General features: G+C 37.9%; 3 protein-coding genes. All 3 read right to left on the bottom strand.

The annotated features are described in order from the left end of the window. Nucleotides 1-221, bottom strand: a 221-nt coding sequence (locus BST99_RS14320) for a hypothetical protein (RefSeq protein ID WP_181044166.1), incomplete at its 3' end; no start/stop codon positions are given. A 123-nt stretch (nt 222-344) separates the two neighbouring features. After that, on the bottom strand, nt 345-1,130 hold the full coding sequence (locus BST99_RS05835) for a hypothetical protein (RefSeq protein WP_105000967.1): 786 nt from the start codon (nt 1,128-1,130) through the stop codon (nt 345-347). Further along, on the bottom strand, nt 1,127-3,706 hold a 2,580-nt coding region (locus BST99_RS05830; RefSeq protein WP_105000966.1), incomplete at its 5' end, for an RHS repeat domain-containing protein. The genes BST99_RS05830 and BST99_RS05835, both read right to left, overlap by 4 nt.

Raw genomic sequence — 3,706 nt, 5'->3', positions numbered from 1 at the left:
GCAATGGGATCATTGGATGGAGTAGGCTCAGCAGTGACAATAGCTGCTGAAAAGACTGCACCTGGTCTAATCCACGCCCCCGGAAGCAATCGAATGGTACCTGTGGCTTGGGTGCTTATTGTACCAGAACTAATCTCATAATCGATGGTCTCTTCGGCTTGTTGGGCCATAAGAGTTGAGGCAGCAAAAAGCAGCACCAAAAATGTTTTGATGGTTTTCATGGGGTTGGGGCTTGAGGAATTAGTCTTTGTAGTTGTACTGATTCTCACTCAAGAGAAAACATTGAAATACTTTAAAAAGAGATAATGAATTAATTTAATTCTCAAAATCGATATAAGTAAAATCTAACGTGTAGGTACATACCAAGAAGGTTTATCTATTTTCATCTCTATAAGCTTATCCCTTAAACTTTGGCTTACAAATATTCTTTTGCGCGCTTCTGCGCCAGTACCAAACCACTCTTTACTTTTAAAAATCGGAGCAATTATATTACTGTACTTAGGGTAGAATCCTTGTGCTCTAGGATGATACTTCACTCTTCCAGACTCTTTGCATTTCTCAATTGGATAGTCTTTAAGATCAAGAGTTTCATCAGTTTCCTCCAAAATCAACTGGACAAACGAATCAAAAGGTTTGTCCTTTTTGTACTGAAGTACTGGTCTGCTTTTTATACCTAAAGGTTCAAACACCTCGATATAAAGACCAACGTCAACAAATAATTCATCGTAAATCCAACCTAGCCCAAATAATCTTTTCGTTTTTGGTTTAGGAACACTTTTCAGTCTAAAGGCATCTTTTTGTTTTTTACCTATACCGCTACTCTTACTATAATCGCTTAAGTCATATGTCAAATTCAAATAACCAAAATCAATATCTGGCATAGGGTAACCATGAGTATGTTGATTAATTTTGGCGGATAAGGTTGATTCGATTAGTTCGGTATTACTGAATTTGGGATATTTAATTCCTAATACACCCCATTTCTTTAAATAGGGTAAAAGTTCCAAATACTTTTTTTCATCAATTTGGATCGATGAAAAACCAGCTTTGATTTTAAGACCAATTCTTTCTTCAATTATTCTAATTTTTTCATCGCTCCAATCGGATGCAATATGATAAATGAACTTCATAAGCCTAATGCCTTTAATATAGTTGGATAGTCTTTGTATATTTCTCTGGCAGCATTTATTACATCAGCCTTCGTTGCATTTGCTGTTGTGATCGCAGCATTGCTACCATTGTATCCAATTTTTGCCCTCCACGCATTTGTAAATACTTGGTGCTCAAATTTAGTCAATGCGATTGACTGCATACTACCTGGACTTACTCCTAAAATACTAGCAAATCTTTTTTCGATCAAATGATGAACCTGTAACCCTTTTCCTTTAGTAAGTTTAAGAAGCTCTTTATACGATTTTATTCCATATTTGGATGCATAACCTAAAACCGAAATTCCTCTACCTCCTACAGCTCCTGCAGCTGCACCACCGCCGCCTGCGGGAAAGAAAATATTTCCAATATACACCATACCGTATTCGATGGCCAGGGATTTAGTGAGTTGTACGACTTCGGAATTGTGCATTTGAATAAAAGCATTATACGCATCGGTTGTTTCTACTCGAAAACCACTATCTCTTGTGTATTCAAAACCAAGTAATTCCAACATATCCTCAATATCTCCTACTGTAGCATCTGATCCACCTAACCAGAATTTCCCTTGCTTTGTTAAATCTTGATCGCCGGATATTAAATCAACTCTGCCAGTCTCAAGATTTAAATAATAACTACTGCATTCTTGACATTTAACGGATTGTTTTTTGTTACTTGAGAAGGTACCGTCGTGATTATTTACCCATTTCTCATCATCGGAAGATTTTTTATAGATGTCCATTACAAAATCAGTCGCATCTGCTCCGCTCGGGTCGGCCCAATAAATTGGGTTGTTATCAAAGCCATTATATGGAGAGTTCGAGAAATGGGTTACTGGGTCACTTGATATCCACCTACCTATGGTAGGATCGAATCGTCTAATATCCATTTCATATAAATCGATTTTAAGTGACTCTTCAAATTCGATACCATTGAACCCATATTTCAGCGCTGAATTATTTCCGTTAGGAGAGGATTGATCATTATACCCTTGATGTTTTAGACCAAAGGGGTAGTAGTTGTTTTCTTCTACAATTTTTGGTGTGCTATTGTTGTCTGAATCTGAAAAGCTGAGTCTATTGCTTCCCAGATAATCTCTGTATTGATAAACAAGTTTAAAGTTGTCTTGCGCATCAATATATCCTTCTGGATGAGAGAAAAAGGATAGGTTTCCATTCTCGTAGATGTACATGCCTGCATAGTCTGTTGAATTTCCTGTGCTTACCGTCTTTTTTAGTTTATTACCGGTTGCGTCGTATCTATAAGTAATAGTTCCCCCATCGATATTAATATTGGTTGGTAGGTTTAGATGATTGTAGGTGATACCTGTAATTCCTTTATTGGAATCGGTAATCATGTTCCCATTGAGATCATAGGTGTATTCATTGCTGGAGTTTGTTTTGTCAATAAAACCATAGTCTTTATGACCAGCATCGTTTACACTGAGGAGTTTATTGCCACTATCGTATCCATAAGTGAGCACATCCATATTGGTAAAAGCTCCATTCTGGAATCCATTACGTGATAGACTTTCAATATTCCCCATTTTATCATAAGTGATATTGGAGACATTGTAGTTAGAGGTATTGTCCGTCGCTGTCTTAATACGGTTTAAGGCATCATAAGTATAGGAGTAGCGGTTACTCACTGGATTCCCTGTATTGTTTACACTTGCCGAGTTCCAGAGTGTTTGGGAGATGTTTCCATTAAAGAGTGCATCTGGGTTTTCACCAGCTCCAAAATTTTGTGGATCATTATAGGATATAGCAAAGGCGAATAAGTCATCCCCTAGATTGTTAGGGTCATTGATAGATTTTAGCCATCCTCTTACATTGTATTTGTAGTTGACGGTCTGAAGAGAGTTCCCAATTCTTTTGATGGAATCTTGTCCAATTTTATTGTACTCCAGAGAAGAAAGGGTTGTCCACGGATTGGCATTGATGGCCTGTTGATGAGTCAGAGGCCTGGCCATATGATCGTAGGTAAAATATTCATTAGTGATCACTGGCGCATTACTGGCTCTAGTGTGAGAACTTTTGGATTCAAGAACCTTACCAATAAAGTCTAAGCTGGACTCAGAGATGTCGGTAGTATTGAGGTAGTTGTTCTTGGAAGCTGTGTAAACCACTCTTCCCTTATCGTCATATCCGCTAATAGATGTAATCCAATCATCTTGATCAAGAACTCTGACTTTACTGACGGTTGCAAATCCTTGGGTGAAAGAGGTTATATTTTCTTGAAAGCTGTTTGTGTTTGTTGGAGGTATACTTAATCCATCTTGCGTTTCTGGTTGATTTTCATTCTGATCAAAATAAGAATCGAAGTAAGTAACGGTTAGAATCTCATCAGATCCATTACCAGTTAGATCAATACTAGGGTAGGTATTATCGGTATAGTAGATTGTAATACCGCCTTTACTTACCGCAGGTCCTCTTTCTTCAAAGGTGGCCCCATGTGCATCGGCACCATCTTGAAGGGTTTGCCTGTTGCTTTGAGTGACTTTAAACCCGGTATAGATTGCTCTACCAAAGGCATCGTATTTGGTAAAGAGCCACTT

The organism is Aureicoccus marinus (assembly GCF_002954325.1).
Classification (GTDB): Bacteria; Bacteroidota; Bacteroidia; order Flavobacteriales; family Flavobacteriaceae; genus Aureicoccus; species Aureicoccus marinus.
This window is presented reverse-complemented; position numbering and strand designations above follow the sequence as displayed.